Source organism: Ruegeria sp. SAZD011, from assembly GCF_059612545.1.
This window is the reverse complement of the sequence record NZ_JBXWQU010000002.1, coordinates 44,682-65,406: the sequence shown is the minus strand read 5'-3', so window position 1 is coordinate 65,406 and position 20,725 is coordinate 44,682. Positions and strand designations below refer to the sequence as shown.

17 protein-coding genes and 1 pseudogene are annotated in these 20,725 nt (G+C 66.9%); 9 read left to right on the top strand and 9 right to left on the bottom strand.

Annotation, left to right across the window (positions count from 1 at the left end; genetic code table 11):
- Window positions 1–207: pseudogene (locus AC2FLM_RS01045) on the top strand (hypothetical protein); the annotation flags it as partial.
- 14 nt (window positions 208–221) lie between these two features.
- Here AC2FLM_RS01045 and AC2FLM_RS01040 read toward each other — a convergent pair.
- The 3 genes from AC2FLM_RS01040 to AC2FLM_RS01030 form a co-directional block, all read right to left on the bottom strand.
- A complete protein-coding gene (locus AC2FLM_RS01040) occupies window positions 222–515 on the bottom strand; it encodes a hypothetical protein (RefSeq protein WP_496854879.1) in 294 nt (97 codons plus the stop codon).
- A 4-nt stretch (window positions 516–519) separates the two neighbouring features.
- A complete protein-coding gene (locus AC2FLM_RS01035) occupies window positions 520–831 on the bottom strand; it encodes a hypothetical protein (protein ID WP_496854877.1) in 312 nt (103 codons plus the stop codon).
- A gap of 97 nt (window positions 832–928) precedes the next feature.
- Entirely contained in the window at window positions 929–2,302 is a 1,374-nt protein-coding gene (locus AC2FLM_RS01030; RefSeq protein ID WP_496854875.1) for a DUF2793 domain-containing protein, read from the bottom strand.
- Window positions 2,303–2,520: 218 nt separating this feature from the next.
- On the opposite strand from AC2FLM_RS01030, the gene AC2FLM_RS01025 reads away from it, so the two are divergent.
- Window positions 2,521–3,471 carry a glycosyltransferase gene (locus AC2FLM_RS01025; protein ID WP_496854873.1) on the top strand — a complete coding sequence of 317 codons (951 nt, stop codon included), beginning with the start codon at window positions 2,521–2,523 and terminating at the stop codon, window positions 3,469–3,471.
- 105 nt (window positions 3,472–3,576) lie between these two features.
- Here the strand turns inward: AC2FLM_RS01025 and glmM are convergent, their stop codons facing one another.
- The 4 genes from glmM to AC2FLM_RS01005 form a co-directional block, all read right to left on the bottom strand.
- A complete protein-coding gene (gene glmM, locus AC2FLM_RS01020; RefSeq protein ID WP_234222086.1) occupies window positions 3,577–4,953 on the bottom strand; it encodes a phosphoglucosamine mutase in 1,377 nt (458 codons plus the stop codon).
- Window positions 4,954–5,233: 280 nt separating this feature from the next.
- Window positions 5,234–7,399 carry a glycosyltransferase family 4 protein gene (locus AC2FLM_RS01015; protein ID WP_496854871.1) on the bottom strand — a complete coding sequence of 722 codons (2,166 nt, stop codon included), beginning with the start codon at window positions 7,397–7,399 and terminating at the stop codon, window positions 5,234–5,236.
- Window positions 7,396–9,126 carry a glycosyltransferase gene (locus AC2FLM_RS01010; RefSeq protein WP_496854869.1) on the bottom strand — a complete coding sequence of 577 codons (1,731 nt, stop codon included), beginning with the start codon at window positions 9,124–9,126 and terminating at the stop codon, window positions 7,396–7,398. The genes AC2FLM_RS01015 and AC2FLM_RS01010 overlap by 4 nt, the downstream gene beginning before the upstream one ends.
- A 2-nt stretch (window positions 9,127–9,128) precedes the next feature.
- A complete protein-coding gene (locus AC2FLM_RS01005; protein WP_496854867.1) occupies window positions 9,129–9,626 on the bottom strand; it encodes a hypothetical protein in 498 nt (165 codons plus the stop codon).
- Window positions 9,627–9,760: 134 nt separating this feature from the next.
- Between AC2FLM_RS01005 and AC2FLM_RS01000 the strand changes: the two genes are divergently transcribed.
- The 3 genes from AC2FLM_RS01000 (at window position 9,761) to wecC (ending at window position 15,072) form a co-directional block, all read left to right on the top strand.
- Window positions 9,761–12,541 (top strand): glycosyltransferase, encoded by a 2,781-nt coding sequence (locus AC2FLM_RS01000; protein WP_496854865.1) that lies wholly within the window; start codon window positions 9,761–9,763, stop codon window positions 12,539–12,541.
- A gap of 100 nt (window positions 12,542–12,641) precedes the next feature.
- The gene (gene wecB / locus AC2FLM_RS00995) at window positions 12,642–13,754 is read left to right on the top strand and encodes a non-hydrolyzing UDP-N-acetylglucosamine 2-epimerase (protein WP_234145723.1); all 1,113 of its coding nucleotides are present in this window, start codon (window positions 12,642–12,644) and stop codon (window positions 13,752–13,754) included.
- 40 nt (window positions 13,755–13,794) lie between these two features.
- A complete protein-coding gene (gene wecC / locus AC2FLM_RS00990) occupies window positions 13,795–15,072 on the top strand; it encodes a UDP-N-acetyl-D-mannosamine dehydrogenase (protein ID WP_234145722.1) in 1,278 nt (425 codons plus the stop codon).
- Between the two features lie 33 nt (window positions 15,073–15,105).
- On the opposite strand, the gene AC2FLM_RS00985 is transcribed toward wecC, so the two are convergent.
- Window positions 15,106–15,849, bottom strand: coding sequence for a glycosyltransferase family 2 protein (locus AC2FLM_RS00985; RefSeq protein ID WP_496854862.1), 744 nt, complete (start codon window positions 15,847–15,849; stop codon window positions 15,106–15,108).
- Window positions 15,850–15,899: 50 nt separating this feature from the next.
- Window positions 15,900–16,643 (bottom strand): glycosyltransferase family 2 protein, encoded by a 744-nt coding sequence (locus AC2FLM_RS00980; RefSeq protein ID WP_235790429.1) that lies wholly within the window; start codon window positions 16,641–16,643, stop codon window positions 15,900–15,902.
- 310 nt (window positions 16,644–16,953) lie between these two features.
- Here AC2FLM_RS00980 and pseB point away from each other — a divergent pair, with 310 nt between their 5' ends.
- The 4 genes from pseB (at window position 16,954) to AC2FLM_RS00960 (ending at window position 20,719) form a co-directional block, all read left to right on the top strand.
- On the top strand, window positions 16,954–17,964 hold the full coding sequence (pseB, locus tag AC2FLM_RS00975) for a UDP-N-acetylglucosamine 4,6-dehydratase (inverting) (RefSeq protein WP_496854860.1): 1,011 nt from the start codon (window positions 16,954–16,956) through the stop codon (window positions 17,962–17,964).
- Window positions 17,961–19,139 carry a UDP-4-amino-4,6-dideoxy-N-acetyl-beta-L-altrosamine transaminase gene (pseC, locus tag AC2FLM_RS00970; RefSeq protein WP_234145719.1) on the top strand — a complete coding sequence of 393 codons (1,179 nt, stop codon included), beginning with the start codon at window positions 17,961–17,963 and terminating at the stop codon, window positions 19,137–19,139. Before pseB ends, pseC begins: the two co-directional genes overlap by 4 nt.
- 90 nt (window positions 19,140–19,229) lie before the next feature.
- The gene (gene pseF, locus AC2FLM_RS00965) at window positions 19,230–19,916 is read left to right on the top strand and encodes a pseudaminic acid cytidylyltransferase (protein WP_496854858.1); all 687 of its coding nucleotides are present in this window, start codon (window positions 19,230–19,232) and stop codon (window positions 19,914–19,916) included.
- Window positions 19,917–19,960: 44 nt separating this feature from the next.
- Window positions 19,961–20,719: a class I SAM-dependent methyltransferase gene (locus tag AC2FLM_RS00960; protein ID WP_496854856.1), complete on the top strand. Its 759-nt coding sequence runs from the start codon at window positions 19,961–19,963 to the stop codon at window positions 20,717–20,719.
- Window positions 20,720–20,725: the final 6 nt, after the last annotated feature.

The following is a 20,725-nucleotide window of genomic DNA, read 5'->3' as shown; positions in this document are numbered from 1 at the left end:
AAGGGCGGCGCCGGCAATGACACGATCGACGGCGGCACCGGCTCGGATTACGCGCTGTTCGACGGCGACCGGGCCGATTACACCCTGACCCGCACCGCCGACAACGCGGTCACCGTCACCGGCCCCGACGGCACCGACAGCCTGATCAACGTCGAATATTTCCGCTTCGACGACGAAGATGTCCGCATCTGGGATCTGACGATCTGACAGGGCGGCCGCGCTCAGAACAGCGCGGCCAGTTCCCGCACATCCGGCGGCGTTTCCGGCCAGTTGCCATCGGCACAGGCGGCCCGCATCGCCTGGATCCAGGTCAGCCCGGCACGATAGGTCTGCATCTGCGCCGCATCGAGCAGGCCGGCGCTGGCGGCCGCGGCCAGATTGATCTGCGCGATTTCATCGCAGACCGCGAAGATCCGCATCCGGCATTCTGCCTTGCGGTCCTGCAACAGGATCTGCTGTTGCAGCGCGGCCTTGTCCTCGGTGGTGACGACACGCGAAAAGTCGATATTTGCCATGTTCTCAGGCCTCCATTTCATCTGCCGGGTCCCCCGAAAGCGGGACCCGGCCATCCCCGGCCTCGACCGGGGCGGGAAACAGCCGCTCCGGGGTCGCATCGGCCCCATGCGGCAGGATCAGCGTCAGGTGGATCACGCCCCCAATCCGCTCCACATCCGATGTCAGCCAGTCACAACTGACCGCATCGCGGGGCAGCACCGCCCCCTCGGGCAGGGCGGAAAAATCGAACTCCTCGCCATTGATCGTCAGGACATCGCCCTGTTTGACAAGCTCCAGCCGGTCGTCCCGGCGCATCGGGGTGAATGAAATATGCATCTTCGCTTCGTCCTTGAGGCATGCGCTCGGACGCGGGACCGGGCATGCGATATCCAGAGGGTTGGAGTATGGAGCGTGGAGCAGCGTCTGACCGCCGCTAGGTCCAGCGTCCGACCGCGATCAGGGAAATGCCCGCCGATGTGCCGTTGCCATCCTTGTCCCAGACCCGGATGGAGGCATCCTGATAGCTTGAGGACAGGCCGGTGACGATCCGGGCGACGGACACGCTGGTCGAGGTTCCGGTGACGCTGATCGTGGCCTGGCCGCCGCCGAAGACCGCCGGAAAGATCCAGGTCTCCACCCCCGGACCGATCACCCAGTTGCGGCGCCAGCAGATCTGGGTGCCATCGGCAAAGCGGGTATAATAGCCGTTGGCATTCTCGCCATGTTCAAGCACCGCGCCGGTCGGCGCCGTTCCGGTCCCCGATACGGTTCCGACCACGTTGCCGGTGTCGATCACCCGGCGCCAGGCGCCGACCGCGCCGCCCTGTTTGCCGCCCCACCACAGGGCCTGATCCGGTGCCTTGGGAATGGCCAGCGCCACGGCCTCGCCCGTCTGCCGCGCCAGCTTGGCCACATACCAGTCGCCTGACGCGGGTGTGTCGGCGGCCCCGGCATTTGCGACCGGGCGCGCGAAATGGAACCCGGTCCGCACCCCGTCGGCAAAGACATCGCCGCTCAGGTCCGGCAGGTGTGCCCCAAGGCCGAAGCCGCCAACCGTCAGGACGCGCCCCGGCGTGCTGTCCTGGGCGTCGGCCTGCACCGCGGTGCCGGTCAGCGGCGCATCCAGTTGCAACGCGCTGTCCGACAGCGTGGCGCGGACGGTCCCGGACGGGGCCAGGCCGATGGTGCCGCTCGCCGGATCCAGCCGCAGCGTCTCGGACCAGTTGCTGCCATCGGCGCTGGTCTTGATTGCAAAGGCGGTATCGCCTGCCAGCCCCATCTCGGCATGTCCGGTCCAGTCGGACTGGAACAGCAGGCTGGCCGTATCCGCCGCGGATGCCTTGTTGACCTTGAGCTGATGTCCCGCACCCGCATGGGTAAAGAGGCTGCCGGCCGAGGCCACGGCCAGACGGTTGCCGGCATCGGCGGTCGTGGCAATGCCGACCAGATCGACATTCTGTATCTGGTCCAGTTCGGCGCTCCAGCCGCTGCCGGTATGGACATAGGCCTTCTGCGCGCTCAGGTCATAGGCCCGCCAGCCCTCACCGGGAAGAATGAACTGCCAGCTGCTTCCGTCCCACAGCGCCAGCTTGCCCTGCGCGCCGGCCCAGGCCCCGGTCGGAGCGGCCCCCAGCGCATGGATATCCCCCGCGGCGGGGTCGGCGGGCGGGGTCTCGGTCCCGATCGCCACAACAGTCAGCTGCACCAGGGCATCCAGCCTTTGCAGGGCTTCGTTGTGAGTGACATGTTTCTGAGCTTGCGACGGTTGCAGATAGGGCAAGCTCAGTCGCGGTGATGTGTCGGGCATGGGCGCATCCTACGTCTCTGATCTGGCGCCGGACTATGCAGGTCAGGTTTCAAGGAAACGCCAATGCACCGGTCGCACCCACGCTCAAGGACGCAACACCCGCGGGGAACCCAATATGTCGCGCGACCGCAAACAGCACTGGACTTTCGCCACGACTATTTGCGATGCATGGATCACCCCTTGGACGAGGTCAGCAGCCAGGTTCCCGATCCGCCATGATGTCAGACACATCTCCCTCTTCGGAACGGCCCGAAATCTGTATCCTGCTGGCGGTCTATCAGGGGGCCCCCTATCTGCAGACACAGCTGAACAGCTTTGTCGCCCAGACCCATCGCAACTGGTCCCTGATCGTCTCCGATGACGGGTCCTCGGATGACAGCCCCGCGATCCTGGAACGGTTCAGACAGGCCCATGGCACCCACCGGATCAGCCTGCTGCAAGGGCCGGGCAAGGGGTTTGCCCGCAACTTTCTGTTTCTGCTGCGCAAGACCCCGCCAGAGACCGCCTTTGCGGCGCTGTCCGACCAGGATGACATCTGGTTCCCGCACAAGCTGGACCGCGCCGTCCGTCTGCTGTCCGAGCTGCCGCCGGGCCAGCCGGGGCTTTATTGCGCGCGCACGATGATCTGCGCCGAAAACCTGGCCCCCATCGGCCTGTCCCAGCAGTTCCGCCATGCGCCCGATTTCAGGAACGCGCTGGTGCAGTCGATCGGCGGCGGCAACACGATGGTGCTCAATCACGCGGCGCTGGCCCTGGTGCAGGAAACGCTGGACGAGACCACCGCCCCCGTGGCGCATGACTGGTGGCTCTACCAGATCATCACCGGCTGCGGCGGGCAGGTCATCTACGACCCCGAGCCGATCCTGTCCTATCGCCAGCACGGCGACAACCAGATCGGCGCGAACCTGTCGCTGCGGGCCAAGCTGCTGCGGTTTCTGGCGCTGGCGCAGGGGCGTTTCCAGGACTGGAACGAAATCGGTCTAGAGGCGCTCGAGAAATCCGCGCACCGGTTCACGCCGCAGGCCCGGGAAACGCTCGATCATTACAAGGCCGCCCGCAGCGGTCCGATCCTGCAACGCCTGAAATCCCTGAAAGCCTCCGGCGCCTATCGCCAGAGCGCGGCCGGCACCATCGCGCTCTATATCGCCTGTCTGCTCAACCGGATCTGAGCATCGCCGCACAGCGACCGATGCCCGGCGACAGCCGGCCCCCGGCAAGGGGCCGTGCCGTTTCACAACGAAATGTCCGGTGGCCGTGGTCCTGACGGAGAGGCTCTAGCCGACGGCGCTCAGCGGCTGGTGCTGCGGCGCATAGGTCGCAGCCTCGATCTCGTTGACGATCACCTGCATCACACCGTTCAGCAGCCCCTCGTCCTCGCTCTCGCCCATCACCCGGATCAGCGGTTCGGTGCCCGATTTGCGGATCAGCAGGCGGCCTTTCTTGTGCAACTGGGCATTGCCCTGGGTGATCGCCTGCTGCACGGTCAGCTGTTCCAGCGGCGCGGTCCCGGGCTTGATCTTGATGTTGCGCAGCATTTGCGGAACCGGTTCGAACTGACGGCAGATCTCGCTGGCCTTGCGCCCGCTTTCCTGCAGCGCGGCCAGAACCTGCAGCCCCGCGACCAGGCCATCCCCGGTGGTGGCATAATCGGTCAGCACGATATGGCCGGATTGCTCTCCGCCCATGTTGAAGCCGCCGGCCCGCATCTTTTCGACCACGTAGCGATCCCCGACCGGGGTCCGCTCCAGCCGCAGGCCATGCCGGTGCATGTGCCGCTCCAGCCCCAGGTTGGACATCACCGTGGCCACCAGCGTCTTGTTCCTGAGCCGGCTCGTCGCCGCCCAGCTGGTGGCCAGCAAGGCCATGATCTGATCGCCATCGACCACGGCGCCGGTCTCGTCGATGATCGACACCCGGTCGGCATCGCCGTCCAGGCAGATACCCACATCGGCCTTGTGCTCCAGCACCGCCCGCGCGGCCCGCGCCGGAGAGGTCGAGCCGCAATCCTCGTTGATGTTGTAGCCGTTCGGCGTGACCCCGATCGGGATCACCTCGGCACCCAGTTCCCACAGGACTTCCGGCGCGATCTTGTAGGCGGCACCATTGGCGCAATCTAGCACGACCTTCAGACCATCCAGGCGCACCCGTTCCGCCAGGGTGGTCTTGACATATTCCACATAGCGGCTGACCGCATCGTTCAGGCGGGTGACGCGTCCGACATATTCGGCATCGACCAGGGGCAGGTCGCGCATCATCAGCTCTTCGATCTCGGCTTCGGCCTGATCGTTCAGCTTGTAGCCATCGGGACCAAAGAACTTGATCCCGTTATCGTAATGCGGGTTGTGCGAGGCCGAAATCATCACCCCGATATCCGCCCGCATCGAGGGCGTCAGACGACCCACCGCCGGCGTGGGCATCGGCCCCAGCGCGAACACATCCATGCCCGCGGCGGTGAACCCCGCGGTCAGGGCGTTTTCCAGCATGTAGCAGGACCGCCGCGTATCCTTGCCGATCACCACCCGGTGACGCTTGTGATCGCGGCCGAAATAATGCCCGACCGCTGTCGCGAGGTGAACAATGGTTGCGGCGGTCATGGGATAAACATTTGCGCGGCCACGCACGCCATCGGTACCGAAAATCTTGCGGTTCATAACAAAAATTCCTTTGATCCAGCTCTTGCGACAAGATCTGACAGTCTATTAACGATAATTATCCGGGTTGTTTGGAACAACGCGTCATGCGTCGCGTATCTTCTTGCCCCCCAGCACTCATGATCCAAAACACCATATTATTCTACACACTTTTTTACGTGACCAAACATAAAGTTTCCAGCCCTGGGCACTGCCTGGCGCCTATCGGCGGATTCATGCGACTTCCGATCATCCGTGGCGCGTATGCCCGCACCCCCGGACACGCCCAGGATCCCTGATCCTAAAGCGTCAGCAGCCGTTCGGCGCAACGCTCCAGGTCGTAACATGCCACCCCCCGCGACAAGTCCGCGCGCCGGGCGGGTTGATCCGCATCGGTCGCAAATGCGATCACCCCGGCGATGGCATCTTCCATCCGCTCATAGACATGCCCGTCAAACAGGGACCGCGCGCCAGGCCAGTCATGAACCACCGGCAAACAGCCCGAGGCCATGCCCTCGATCACCGCCGTATGGCAGCCTTCGGTGTCGGAACTGGACAGGATGGTCCCGATGCCGCGATACCATTCCTCCATGTCCGGGCCGGCCGGGTCGAACCGGATCGCCCCGGCCAGATCCGGATCCGCGAAAATGCGCGCGAACTGCGCCTCGAACCGGGCGCGGGTGTCGTCCTGCCGGCTCCAGACCCATTCGATCTCCCATGGCATGGCGCTGCGCACCGCCAGCTGGAACCGGGGGTCGCGGGCCCGCAGGGCCACCAGAAAGTCGATGGCCCGGTCAAAGCGCTTGTGCTCGAACGGGTTGATCCCCACCAGGCCCAGGGTAAAGCGCGCCTCGGGCAGCTTGGGACGCTGCAATTCGTGCCAGTCGATATATTGCGGCATCACATGCACCCGCTCCGGCGCCACGCCGAATCGCGTCACCATCAGGTCGCGGAAATACTCCGACACCACGATCAGCCCGTCGACAGCGTCCCATTGCACCCGTTCGGGAAAATCCCGGAAGGCCTCGAACCGGTGCAACCGGACAAGCAACCGGGTGCCCGGACGCTTGTTGTGGCTGTGCCAGACGGCGTTTTCGCAGCACCATTCGCACAGGACCGTATCCACATCGGCGGGCACATGCGGCTGCCCCGAGGGCTTGACGCTGCTGGCCCAGGTTTCCCAACTCAGCCGGATACCCGGATCGGCCAGCAGCCGGTCGGTCATCTGGCGCAGGAATTTCCGCTCGTGGGTGGCGATCAGGATATGGCGCGGCGCGGGGCTCAGGCTGACGCCCGGCCGCCCATGCCCGCGGATCGCGCGCCCCAGCTTGGCGGCCAGCGCCGGGGCCGAGAACCGCCCGGCGATCTGCAAGGCGCGATCGCGGGCCAGATCATGGGTCGGGGTGCCCCGCTGCTGCACGATCCCGCGGATCCGCGCGACGATATCGCCCTGCGAGATATCGACAAGATAGGGATAATCCGCGCCGAACAGCGACCGGTTGAACTCGCTGTCGTTCAGGATCGGCGGCACCCCCATGGCGCAGAACTCGACGATCTTGGTCGAGATCTCGATCACGTCGTCATAGCGGTTGTGACGCAGGCAAAAGGCGAAATCGGCCCCTGCCATCAGCGCCTTGGCCTGCACATGCGGCAGGTTCGAATGCAACTCGACATGCGCAAGATCGCCCTGGGCGACCCGGGCGCGCAGCCGGTCCATCCCGGCAAAGAAATCGGGATGCGCCTTGCGGCGGGTATCCTTGCCGGCGATCAGGCGCAGGCGGACCTCGCCCTCGGTGGGGGGGCGGGTCTCGAGATCCGCGCAAAGATCGAGCAGCCAGTCGAGACCGTATTGCAGGTCGATCTTGCCCGAATAGCACAGCGTTGCCGGCCCGTCGTGCCGGGCCTCGGGCGGGCTATCCTGGAACACCACGGGCGGGACCGCATGCACCACATGGGCGGGATAATCCGAAAGCGTTTCAAGCGCCCGCTTGGCGGTTTCGCTCTGCACCACGACCGGCATCCGCCGCTGCCGCCCGAACTGCACCCATTCGGGTTCGGGCTGGGTGACATCCGGGATCGCATTGGGCGCATAGCCCACGATCCGGTCGCAAAAGGCCGGCTCGTCCAGCAGCCGGGTCAGCAATTCGGTACCGCGCACGAAGATCCGGTCATAGGCGCCGTGCCGCGCCTCCCAGGCCAGCACGATCCCGGGCAGATCCGCGATATTGAGCCCGCCTTCGGCCAGCGGTCCGGGCCGCCCCGCCGCCGCGCAAAGCACCTCGGCATCGCGCAGGGTGATCCCGGCGGGCAGCTCATCGGCCAGCAGCCGGGTGGTCAGTCTGTGCCGCAGCAGCAGGTCGGTGTCGAAATCCGGTTGCAGCGCCAGCAGCTTGCAGGTGTTCAGCAACCAGATCGTCGACCCGTCGATCAGGTTGAAATTCTGCTCGGCCAGAACCGCAACCCTCATTGTGCCGCCTCCCGGATATCGGCCCGGCCCTCGGGCAGGACTTCTTCGAATACCGCGCTCACCGTGCGATAGAGCGGTGCCTGCCCCCGCCGCACCGGTCCCGTCACCTGCAGGCGCCAGCCACGGGCGACCGCGATCCGGCAGGCATCCATGATCTGCCGGTTCAGGCGCATGTTCTGCATCGACCACAATCCGTCCCACTCGCCGGGCGCCTCCTGCAACCCGCGCCAGTCGATGATGAAATGCCCCACCGGGCCGGTGGCCAGCTCGGCCAGCAGCGTGTTCCGGGTCAGGCGCCGCAGCTCGCGCCCCGCCAGATGGGCGCAGGGTCCGATCGCGGCGATCGGCCCCGCCAGGACCATATCCCTGAGCGCCGCCTGCGGCACGCTGGCCAGGTCGAAACCCGGCACGCCGCCCGCCAGATCCCTGTCGCCCGTTTCCGGGGCCAGGGGCAACGCCGGCACCGACCGGGCGACGCGTTGCAAATGCCGCGAGATCGGGGCCACCCGGCGCGACCAGAGCAGTTCGGCCGCCAGCGGCTGCGTCCGCGCCGGATGCGCGCCCGTTTCCAGCATCCGCTTCACCTGCCCGGCCAGGGTCTCGATATCGCCCTCGGGGAACAGGACCGCGTGAATGTCGCCTGCGATCTCGGCCAGCGGGGCGATATCGCTCATGAAGACCGGCAGCCCATGGCTGGCGGCGGAATAGGGTTTGAGCGGGGCGACCAGCTCGGTCACCGCATGGCTGCGGCGCGGCATGATCATGGCATCGGCCAGGGCATAATACGCGGCCATCCGCTGTTGCGGCACCCGGGGCACCAGATGCAGATGGTCGGCAACGCCCAGCGACCGGGCCAGCGCCGTGATCCCGGTCTCGACCTCGGTCTGGCGGCCGGTGCCGATCAGTCCCTTGGCCGCGCCCGACCCCACGATCATCATCGCCACATCCACCCCGTCCCGGCGCAGCCGCGCCAGCAGGCGGATCAGGTCCTCGCTGCCCTCGTATGCGCTCAACGACCCGAAATAACCCAGCAGATGGCGCGCGCCGCAGCCGATACCTTCCCGCGTCACCTCGCCGGCCGCGCCCCGGCTCTGCGCCGTCAGCGCCGATACCCCGTTCGGCACCAGCTCGATCCGGTCGCCCGGCACGCCCTGCCGCACCATCTCGTCCCGCATGGCCGCGTTCAGGGTGAACACCGCCTCGGCCCGCTGCGCCACGCGCAACTCGTTGCGGCGGTCCCGCTCATAGTCTTCGGTCCGCTCATAACCCGGCTCGCACACGGCGCGCGACAGTTCCCAGAACCCGCGCTGCTCGTAGAAGAACGGCACCCCCCAGCGGCGGGCCGCGTTCTGGGCGGGCTCTCCGGTCTGCCAGTTCGACGCCGCCATCACCGCGGCGGGGCGAAATATCCCAAAGGCCTCCATCAGCCCCCGCTCGGCGCCGCGCATCCGGTCGCGAAAGCCCCGGCCCACCCCCGCGGGCATCGGCAGGAACACATAGCGCACGCCATCGATGACCTGTTCGGGAGAGATCCGCCGGCGCCGGGAAAACCCGTCGATATCCCAGGGACGGCCCGGGCGGTTGATCACCACCACATCATGCCCCAGCTGCCCCAGCGCGCGCGCCACCTCATGGGTGCGCACCGCATAGCCATTGCTGGAATAGGGGTAGCTGTGACTGACCACATAGGCCAGACGATCCGGCAGTTTCCAGGACGAATTGGCCATCCCTATCCCTCGGACAGCATGCCGGGACGGATCGCGCGCTGTTCCCGCCAGCCGACCGTCAGATAATGCCACAGGGGATTCAGGCCGCTGGCGGCGATGTCCGGATAGGTCCGCAGATAGAACATCGTGCTGAAATGCGGCCCCGGATCGCGCCCCTCGCGGGCGCCATGTTCGAGGAAATGCACAACCGGATCGACGCCCGCCGCGCGCACATCCGGGTTGCGGCGCAGATACCAGGGCGCATCGAACAGGCCGCAATCGCGGATCGCCCGTGCCTGATAGCGGCGGCGGTACCCGCCATGCAGGCGCATCAGCGCCCGGGTCCCCGGGCCCGGCCGGCCCGGACTGCGGCAGATCACCGGATGCATGGCGCCCAGGGCGCCGACCTGCTGCTTGAGATCCTGCTGGGACAGATAAAGGCGTTCAATGGTGCGCTGCATCTCGGCCAGGATCGCCGGGGCAGGCGCGGCGGAACCGGACCCGTGTTTCGAAGGTGTCATCTCATTCTTCCGTCATTCAACTTCGATACAGGTCAAAACCCCTGGAACCCAAGGTTAAATGACCTTGATTTTCCGCGATGTAAAGTGTGACTGTCCCCATTCCACCCTCTTGCGTTGCCGCGGAGTCCCCCGCCATGACCCGGTGCAAACCCGCCTTTTTCGACCCGGACTGGTACCTGCGCTGCTATCCGGATGTGGCCGCCTCCGGCATGGATCCCCTGCGCCATTACCTGCGCCACGGGCGCCGCGAAGGGCGCCTGCCCTGCGCGGTCTTCGCGGCAACCCGCGAGCGGGACCGGCGCCTGGGGCTGCTCGAGGCCGGCCCCCGCGACCTCCGGGCGCTTGCTGCCCATGGCGCACCGGCGGAACGCGCCTGGGCCCGGATCGCGCAGGCGCGCGCGGCCGCCCGGCACGGAGACTGGGCCGAGGCCGAGGCCCTGCTGCGTCCGCTCGACCCCGAAACCGAGCTGATCGGCGGCTTCTGCCTGCCCGATCCGGCCCTGCTTGCGACCGAGGCCGCCCTGATCGCCGGAGACCGGGACCGGGCCGGGACCCTGCTGCGGATCGCGCGGCACCTGTTGGGCAGCAGCCCCGATCTGCACCTGGCCGCGGCCAATCTGGCCGCCGCCCGTGCCGGGCACGGTCCCGGCTGGCGCTGGCGGATGCAGATGCTGTTCGCCCATGCCGGGCTGGGCGGGGTGCGGGTGGCGCCGGGGGAGGCTCCGGCCTTTGACAGGCTGCACCGCGCAGGCCCTGCCCTGCCCCGCCGTGGCGGCCCGCTGGTCAGCGTGCTGATGCCCGCCCGGGATGCGGAGGCGACCATCGGCACCGCCCTGCGCAGCCTGCGGGACCAGAGCTGGCAGGCACTGGAAATCCTAGTGATCGACAATGGCTCGCGGGATGACACCGCCGCGATCGTGCGCCGCCACGCGGCCGGAGATCCCCGGATCCGCCTGCTGGACGGCAGTGCCGAACCGGGGGCCTATCCGGCCCGCAACATCGGACTGGCCGCCGCGCGCGGCGCGTTTGTCACCGTGCTGGACGCCGACGACTGGGCCCATCCCGCCCGCATCGCCCGGCAGGCCGGGGCCCTGCTGCGCGCCCCGGACCGGATGGCCAGCATCTCGCACTGGGTGCGCGCAACGCCCGATCTGCGCTTTACCCGCTGGTGGGGCGACACGGGATATGTGCATCGCAACATTTCCTCGCTGATGATCCGGGCCGAATTGCGCGACACGCTGGGATATTGGGACCGCGTCAGGGCGGGGGCCGATACCGAATATCACGAACGCATCCTGGCCCAGCACGGACCAGAGGCGATTGCCGAGGTCTCGCCCGGACTGCCGCTCTCCTTCGGACGCTGCCATCCGGGATCGCTGACCCGCAACAGCGAAACCGGTCTGCACAGCCAGCATGCCGGTCCCCGCCATGACTATCGCATGGCCGCCCGGCGCTGGCACCACCGGATGCGCGAGGACGGCGCCCTGCCCCTGCCCCGCCTGCCCGACCGGCGCCCGTTCCCGGCCCCCGCCGCCCTGGCCCTGACCGACACAGCCGCCGAAGAGACCGCCCTGCCGCCGCAATTCGACGCCGCCTGGTATCTGCGCAGCTATCCCGACCTGCGCGCCCGCGATCTGGAACCCTGGTCCCATTACCGCGATCAGGGCGCCGCCGAGGGCCGCGACCCCGGCCCGGATTTCAGCACCACCGGCTATCGCATGGCGCAGGGGCTGCAAGAGGCCGACGGCCCGCCGCTCGCCCATTATCTGCGGGTGGGGGCCGCCGCCGGGGCCGACCCCACGCCGGTCTTTGCCGGCGATCTGCCACCCCCCGCCCCGGGCAAGGCGCTGCTGTTCTTCGGGCACCAAGCCCGGGCCCGGATCTTTGGCGCCGAACGCAGCCTGCTCGATGTACTCGACCGGGCCGTGGCGGCGGGCTTCACCCCCTCGCTGGTGCTGCCGAACCTGGAGAACGAAAACTATCTGGCCGCCCTGCGTCCGCGCCTGCACCGGCTGCATGTGCTGCCGTTCGGATGGCTGTTCGGCGGCGTGGCGCCACATCCCCGCACCCTTGAACGGCTGACCCGGCTGATCCGGGACAGCGGCGCGGTCGAGCTGCACCAGAACACCCTGGTGCTGGACGCCCCCCTGCGCGCGGCCCGCGCCGCCGGGGTGCCCACGGTGGTGCATGTGCGCGAACTCCCGGCCCAGGATCCGCGCCTCTGTCTCGATCTGGGCCTCGGCCCGGCAGAGTTGCGGACCTATATGCTGGAACTCGCGGACCGTTTCATCGCCAATTCGCAGGCGGTGATCGACTGGCTCGACCTGCCCGCGAACCGCGTGACCCTGCTGCCCAACCGGGTGGATGCGGCCCTGGCAAAGCTGTCCTTTGCGCCACAAGGCCGCCTCCGCGTCGCGCTCATCGGCAGCCTGACGGCCCGCAAGGGCGTCGCGGATGCGGTGGCGATCGCCCGCGCCTGCGCCAGCCTGCCGGCCGAATTCCTGCTGATCGGCCCCGACAGCACCGATCTCGCCGCCCTGGGCCCCCTGCCCCGCAACATGCGCCACGCGGGATATTGTCCCGACCCAGCCGCCGCCCTGGCCCAGGCCGATATCGTGCTCAGCCTGTCCCATTTCGCCGAAAGCTTCGGGCGCACGGTGCTCGAGGCGCTGACCGCCGGGCGCCCGGTGATCTGCTACGATCTCGGCACGCCGCCCGCCCTGCTGGGCGACAGCGGCGCCGGACAGGTGGTGCCCGCCGGCGATACCGCCGCCGCCGCCCGCGCCCTGAGGGACCTGATCACCGCCCCCGACCGGCTGCGGGCGATGTCGCAGGCCGCCCGCGCGCGGGGCGCCGCATTGCAGGAGCAGGCCGCGGCAATATCGAATGCCAACCTCTTCGCGCCCCCTCGATGACAAGATAGTCCGCCCTGCGGGGCGCTTGGCGATTGCATTCGATCCTGAAATTGATAACCAAAGTACGCTCGCGCAACCGCCAGTCCAAAGGGTCCCCGCCGTGAAAATCCTCGTCGTCTTCGGAACCCGCCCGGAAGCCATCAAGATGGCCCCGGTGATCGGACAGCTGCGGCAGCGCCCCGATGTCCGGGTCGATATCTGCGTCACCGCGCAACACCGGCAGATGCTGGACCAGGTGCTCGACCTGTTCGACATCCGCCCCGATCTGGATCTGAACCTGATGCGCGAGGGCCAGAGCCTGACCGATATTACCACCGGCGTCCTGCAGGCGCTGCGCGCGCCGCTGGCCGAGGGCGGCTATGACCGGGTTCTGGTGCATGGCGACACCACCACCGCCCTGGCCGCGGCGCTGGCCGCCTTCTACGCCCGGATCCCCGTGGGCCATGTCGAGGCCGGGCTGCGCACCGGCAATATTCACGCCCCCTGGCCCGAAGAGATGAACCGCCAGATGATCGGGCGCCTGGCCTCGCTGCATTTCGCCCCGACCGCGACCGCGCGCGACAATCTTCTTGCCGAGAACGTGGCCGACGACACCATCCATGTCACCGGCAATACCGTGATCGACGCCCTGCAGCAGGTGGTCGCCCGGATCGAGGCCACGCCCGACCTGGACAATCACCTCCGTCAGCAGTTCGATTTCCTGTCCCCCGACAGGCCTCTGATCCTGGTGACCGGTCACCGGCGCGAGAATTTCGGCCCCGGTTTCGAGGACATCTGCACCGCCCTGCGCCAGATCGTCGAGCAGAGCCCGGCGCAGATCGTCTATCCGGTGCATCTCAACCCCAATGTGCAGGGGCCGGTGACCCGGATCCTCGGCGGCGTCGAGAATATCCACCTGATCCCGCCGCAGGACTATCTGCCCTTTGTCTGGCTGATGCACCGGTCGCGGCTGGTGATCACCGATTCCGGCGGCATCCAGGAAGAGGCGCCCGCCCTGGGCAAACCGGTTCTGGTCATGCGCGAGACCACCGAGCGGCCCGAAGCGGTCGCGGCGGGCACGGTGCGCCTGGTCGGAACCGGCAGCGACCGAATCCGCACCGAGGCGCTGCGTCTTCTGACCGACCCGGCCGCCTATGCGGCCATGGCCCAGGCCCGCAGCCCCTATGGCGATGGCCGCGCCGCCGCCCGGATCGCGGCGCATCTGGCCGCCTGAACCGCTCCCGGACACTTATTCACAAGGACCTCGAGACAGAATGTTCGACCGTATTTCCATGATAGGTCTCGGCTATATCGGCCTGCCCACAGCTGCGGTTTTTGCCGCCTATGGCAGCCGGGTGATCGGCGTCGATGTCTCTGCCCATGTGGTGGATACGGTCAATGCCGGACAGATTCACATCGTCGAACCCGAACTGGACGGGATCGTGCACAAGGCCGTCAACGACGGCAATCTGCATGCCACCCTGACCCCGGAACCGGCCGATGCGTTCATCATCTCGGTTCCGACCCCGTTCCGGGACGAGTTCCAGCCCGATCTGAAATATATCGAGGATGCGGCCCACAGCATCGCCCCGGTGCTGGCGCCGGGCAATCTGGTGATCCTGGAGAGCACCTCGCCGGTGGGCGCCACCCGCCAGCTGGCCGAATGGCTGGCCGCGGCCCGTCCCGATCTGAGCTTTCCGCAACAGGCCGGAGACGCCGCCGACATCCAGATCGCCCATTGCCCCGAACGGGTCCTGCCCGGCCATGTGGTGCGCGAACTGGTCGAGAACGACCGCATCATCGGCGGCATGAGCGCCCGCGCCTCGGAGATGGCCATCGCGCTTTACAAGCTGGTGGTCCAGGGCGACTGCATCGCCACCAGCGCCGAAACCGCCGAGATGTGCAAGCTGGTGGAAAACAGCTCGCGCGATGTCCAGATCGCCTTTGCCAACGAGCTGTCGATGATCTGCGACCGGTTCGGCATCGACGTGTGGGAACTGATCGCGCTGGCCAATCGCCATCCCCGCGTCAACATCCTGCAACCCGGCCCCGGGGTCGGCGGCCATTGCATCGCGGTCGATCCCTGGTTCATCGTCGCCTCGGCCCCCGAAGAGGCGCAGCTGATCCGCGCCGCCCGCGAACGCAACAATGCCAAGCCCGGCTGGGTGCTGGACAAGGGCAAGGCCGCCATCCTCGAGGTGCTGTCCCAGGCCCCCGAACGCGCGATGTCGGATGTCCGGGTCGCCTGCCTGGGCCTGGCCTTCAAGCCCGATATCGACGATCTGCGCAAAAGCCCCGCGCTGGAGATCACCCGCGCCTTTGGCCAGCTCGGCTGCCAGGTGCTGGCGGTGGAACCCCATATCAAGGCACTGCCCGCGGATCTGTCGGATCTGCCCATTGTCCTGACCGACCTTCAGCAGGCCCTGGATCAGGCCGATCTGATCTGTATCCTGGTGCGCCACAGCGCCTTTGCCGGGGTGCCCGCCCGCCTGCCGGCAACGGCCCGCCTGCTGGATACCGTGGGCCTGTGTGCCGCCCGGCAGGGAAAGTGACCGCGGCCCGCGCCGGGCACCGGACGCGCGGGATCAGTATCCCAGGCCAAAACGCAGCGCGGCACCGGCCCCGCCCAGCCGGCGTCGGTGCCGTATGGCATACAGCATCCGTATGACCGGCGCCCGGATCCCGAAGACCCGCCGCAACAGGGCCTGCCGGGCCACCAGCAACCTGTCATCCATCCAGTCGTCGCCGGTGCTTTCATGCGGGTGCGAACCGGTCACGATCGGCACCGACTGCCCGCGCAGGCGGGCCTTCAGCATATCGCTCACAAAGGCATATTCCTCGCCCACCGGGTAACGGGCCCCGATCCCGAAATTGGGATCGAACCAGATCCCCGCCCGCATCACCCTGCGGCGCCTGACCAACAGCTCGGGGGCGCAGATCCGGCCCGAATTGAACAGGCCCAGGCGCCGGATCCCGGCCCGTCGACCGCTGCGCGGCAGGCGCTCGCGTCGCCAGCCCGCTGCAAAGGTCAGGCGCGGATTGGCCACAAGCAGGTCGCGCAGGGCCAGGATGCCTTGCGGGTCCAGTTCCAGATCATCATCCGAAAACAGCACGAACGCCCCGTCCGCCAGGGCCAGCGCCGCATTGCGGCTGTAGGACAGGCCCACCGTCTCCAGCGTCTCGAACCGGACATCCCCGCGCGCCTGCAGCGCGGTGGTCACCGTCTTGCCCGGACGCTGGATCAGCACCAGATAGGAGATGCCCGCCATCTGCGGCGGCAGGCTCAGGCCGCCCACGCGCGATCCCAGCGTAGAAATCGCCACGGTCACGCCGGTCCCGGTCCCCTCCGTTTCGGCTGCCCTGACCCCAGCCCGCATCATCACCCCCGTATCAGCCGCCTGACCAGATGGTTCGACAAGCACCATGCCGCATGGGGCGCCGACAGCCCGGCATGATCCCGGTACAGGCGCCAGGTCGCGCCGAGCGCCCGGAACCGCTTGGCCGACAAGGAGCCCGGCGTTCGGTGATATTCGGCCAGCGGCAGGTCCAGGCCCAGGGCAGGCTCCTTCCGGCTCAGCAAATCCAGCCACAGGGCATAATCCTGCCGCATCGGCAGATCCGGCATCTCGACCGTACCATAGACCTCGCGGTCATAGATAGCCGTGAGGCATCCGATCACATTACCCCGCAACAGCTGCGCCCGCGTCACCGAGCCCGGCACATTCACCTGCCACCGCCGACCGGCTGCGATCCGCCAGAAACCGGTATAGCTCAGCCCCGCGCCGTGTTCGGTCATGAACGCCAGCTGGCGTTCCAGCTTTTCCGGCAACCAGGCGTCATCGGCATCCAGAAACGCGATGAACCGGCCGCGCGCTGCCGCCAGGGCCCGGTTCCGGGCCGTCGCCGGACCGCCGTTGCGGGCCTGGGCCATCACCGTGATGCGCGGATCCCCCGCCGCCAGCGCGCGGGCGATGGCCAGGGTGTCGTCCGTCGACCCGTCATCGACGACCAGCATCTCCCAATCCCGCAGGCTCTGCGCCTGTACCGAGGCGACCGCGCGCGGCAGCACCGCGGCCGCATTATATGCCGGCGTGATCACGGAAACGCGGGGAGAGGGAGACATGTTCACTCGGATGCTCTTCAATGGCCGGCGCGGTCAACAGGTCGCCAACCGGGCAGATGGCCGGGCAATCGCCGAGATGTACGGAACATGCAAGTCGTCATGAGGTGAGTTGGCATAAAATCCCTTGACAACGCAAGCGCAAGCCCGCCAAACCGGACAGCATCGTCAACAACCACCTTGCACAAACGGAATTTCTGTAACAATAGCTGCACCCGGGCTCCTGCCCCGGCGACCCTAAATGTTGGCTTGGGTTCGAGGCGAACGACTGTTATCAGACACTCAAAATTCAGAATCGAATGGAAACTATTATATGCTGAACAATAAGCGCATCTTGGTAACCGGCGGTACAGGCTCTTTTGGTACCCGTTTCATCAGCAGGGTTCTGCAGGACTACGACCCCTCGGCCGTCATCGTCTACAGCCGTGACGAACTCAAGCAGTTCGAAATGCAACAGAAATTCCCCGGCGAACATCGCATCCGCTATTTCATCGGCGACGTGCGCGACGAACGCCGGATGATGGAAGCGATGGAAGGCGTCGACTATGTCGTGCACGCCGCCGCGCTCAAGCAGGTTCCCGCCGCCGAATACAACCCGATCGAATGTATCCGCACCAATATCACCGGTGCCGAGAACGTCACCCGGGCGGCCATCGCCAACAACGTCAAGAAGGTCGTGGCCCTGTCCACCGACAAGGCGGCCAAGCCGATCAACCTCTACGGCGCCACCAAGCTGGTCTCGGACAAGCTGTTCGTTTCGGCCAACAACACCGTCGGCTCGCGTGACACCCGTTTCTGTGTCGTCCGCTACGGCAACGTGGTCGGCTCGCGCGGCTCGGTGATCCCGTTCTTCCATCGCATGATCGAGGAAGGCACCGATCACCTGCCGATCACCGACGAGCGCATGACCCGTTTCTGGATCACCCTGGACCAGGGCGTCGATTTCGTCCTGAAATCCTTCGAGCGCATGTGGGGCGGCGAGATCTTCGTGCCGCGCATCCCCTCGACCAAGATCACCGACCTGGCCACCGCCATGGCCCCCGGTCTGGAACAGCGTGTCGTCGGCATCCGCCCCGGCGAGAAGCTGCACGAGGTGATGTGCCCCGAAGAGGACGCGCACCAGACCTATCAGTTCGACGAGTTCTTCTCGATCATCCCGACCATCAAGTTCACCGATCTCGACGTCGACTTCTCGGTCACCCGCCTGGGTGAAAAAGGCACGCCGACCGGCCCGGATTTCGAATACAACTCGGGCACCAACCCGGTGTTCCTGAACCAGGAAGAGATCATCGACCTGCTCGAAAAGACCGGGTTCGCAAAATGATACCTTACGGTCGGCAGTGGATCACGGACGAGGATATCGCCTCGGTCGTGGACGTGCTGACATCGGACTTCCTGACCCAGGGCCCTGCGGTCGGGAGGTTCGAGGACAGCATCAAGGCCGCGTGCAACATTCCCCACGCCATCGCGGTCAACAGCGCGACTTCGGCCCTGCATATCGCATGCCTGGGCCTGGGTCTGGAACCGGGCAAGCGCCTGTGGACCTCTCCCAACAGCTTCGTGGCCTCGTCCAATGTCGGGCTGCTCTGTGGGGCCGAGGTGAATTTCGTCGACATCGACCTCGACACCCTGTGCATGTGCCCCGACAAGCTGGCCCAGGCGCTGGCCGAGGCCGAGGCGGCGGGCACCCTGCCCCATATCGTGATCCCGGTGCATTTCGGCGGCCAGTCCTGTGACATGAAGGCCATTCACGCCCTGTCGCAGAAATACGGCTTCCACATCATCGAGGATGCCTCGCATGCGATCGGTGCCAGCTATGACGGTGGCCCGGTCGGCGATTGCCGCTATTCGGATGCCTGCGTCTTCTCGTTCCACCCGGTCAAGATCGTCACCACCGCCGAAGGCGGCGTGGTCACCACCGCCTCCGGCGACCTGGCGACCCGTCTGGACCTGCTGCGCTCGCACGGGGTGACCCGGCAGCCCGACCTGATGACCCGCGAGGGCGACGGTCCCTGGTATTACCAGCAGGTAGAGCTGGGGCTGAACTATCGGATCACCGATATGCAGGCCGCGCTCGGCGCAAGCCAGATGACCCGGCTGACCGAGTTCGTGGATATCCGCCATGCCCGGGCCGAGGCCTATGACGCCGCCTTTGCCGACATGGCCGTGCGGATCCAGAAGCGCGAGGCCGAGAACCGCTCGGCGCTGCACCTCTACCCGATCCACCTGGCCGAGGACGGGCCCGACCGCGCCGCCCTGCGCCGCCGGCTGTTCGAGTTCCTGCGGGAACACGGGGTGGGCGTGAACGTGCATTACATCCCGATCCACACGCAGCCCTATTACCAGGGGCTGGGCTTCCGCGAGGGCCAGTTCCCCAATGCCGAGCACTATTATGCCGGCGCCCTGTCGCTGCCGCTGCATCCGCAGCTCAGCGATGCGGACCAGGCCCATGTGATCGCCATGGTCCGGGACGGCCTGAAAGAGATTGGCCAGGGCTGACCCTTCGGGGTCGGCTCCTGCCGCCGATCGCGCCTGTCTTTTCAGCGGCCCGCCCGCCACCTTCCGCGGGCGCGCCAACCCGAGGATTTCATGAAGATCGCCCTTCTCCCCGCCCGTGGCGGCAGCAAGCGCATCCCGCGCAAGAACATCCGCGAATTCGGCGGCAAGCCGATGATCGCCTGGCCGATCGAAGCCGCCCGCGCCTCGGGCCTGTTCGACCACGTGATCGTCTCGACCGATGACGCCGAGATCGCCGATGTGGCCTGCGCCGCGGGGGCCGAGGTGCCCTTCATGCGTCCTGACAATCTGGCCGATGATTTCAGCCCGACCCGGGTGGTGATCAACCATGCCATCCGCGCCATGGAGGAGATCCACGGTCGCCCGGTCGAGATGGCCTGCTGCATCTATGCCACCGCCGCCTTCGTGCGCGCCGAGGATCTGCGCGCCGCCCATGCCACGCTGACCGAGCGCGACGACACCCGCTTCGTCTTCGCCGCCGCCACCTTTGCCCATCCGGCGCAGCGGGCCATGGTCGAGACCGGCCGGGGCGGGGTCGAGATGCTGTTCCCCGAACATGCAAAGACCCGCAGCCAGGATCTGGCGGAAACCTTTCACGACGCGGGCATGTTCTACTGGGGTCGGCGTGACGCGTTCCTCGACGAACACCCCATGTTCGGCCCGCAATCCCGCCCGCATATCATGCCCCGCGCCCGCACCCAGGACATCGACACGCCCGAGGACTGGGAGTTTGCCGAGGCCCTGTTCAGATTGCTCTGAGGGGGGGCGAGCCGGGCGCCGGGTACAGGAACAGGAGACGCTCCATGGATCAGGACCCTTCGGATGACGCACGGTTCGATGCCGGGTACCAGGCCTGGCTGAAAGACAATCCGGGCAAGCGGTTCTCGGAATATTTCGAGGCCGTCTATGTGCCGAAGATCGACCGGGGCGTCGCGCATGACAGCCTGGGCCAGAACCTGAAGCGCGCCGACTGGCGCGACATGGGCAAATCCCCCTTCAAGCTGATCAGCCGGATCCATGACGCCCTCACCGGCGGCACCGGGGGTCTGCCTCAGGACATGACGGTCTGCGATTTCGGCTGCGGCACCCTGCGGATCGGCGCCCATGTCATGGCCCACCTGGCGCCGGGCCGCTATATCGGCCTCGATATCGCGCAGGCGCTGATCGACAATGGCAGCGCGGCCTGGGCCGACCGGGTCGCCGAGCGGCAGCCGCTGCTGGGCACTTTCGACACCACCCTGGATGCCGCCATCGCCGCCGCGCCGGACCTGCTTTTCGCCTTCAACGTGGCCTGTCACATCCATCCTGACGAAGAAGCGGTGTTCTTCGACCGGATCACGTCCCTGCTGCACAAGCCCGGCGCAATCGCCCTGATCCATGTGCTGGTGGCCGACAAATCGCTGCGCTATCAGGAATCCGGCTGGGCCCACCCGGTGGATCATTACGTCCGGGCGCTGGCGCCGCTGCGCCTCCGCCCCCACCCGCTGGAATTCCTCACCTCGGTCGAGAAATCATCCCAACACCTCGACTCCCGCGTGCTTGCCTTCGAGAGGTCTCGCTGAGGAGCC